A 235-nucleotide genomic window follows, 5' to 3' on the forward strand; every position below is an offset into this window, starting at 1 on the left:
TCCCGGACGGCTGGAAAAAACGCTTTCACGTTCTCGTAAACCCCGTGGCCGACACCTGTCGAGTCGATGCCGATGTAGGTCACGTTGTACTGCTCGGTCAGTTTTTTGATGGCGTCAGCCTGGGCGCGGAAGTCCATCCCGCGCCACTGGTGACGCTCAAGAATGCGGAACTTACCACCCGGCACGGCTGGCGGTGCCACCACCACGCATCCGGCACTGTCGCCGTTCTGCGTAC

At 61.3% G+C, this 235-nt stretch carries 1 pseudogene; it reads right to left on the reverse strand.

Annotated elements, in window-relative coordinates:
* A pseudogene (locus tag SB771_RS37145) lies at nucleotides 1–235 on the reverse strand (oxidoreductase); the annotation flags it as partial.

Source organism: Burkholderia sp. SIMBA_051 (genome assembly GCF_046534915.1).
In the GTDB taxonomy this organism is placed as follows: domain Bacteria; phylum Pseudomonadota; class Gammaproteobacteria; order Burkholderiales; family Burkholderiaceae; genus Burkholderia; species Burkholderia ambifaria.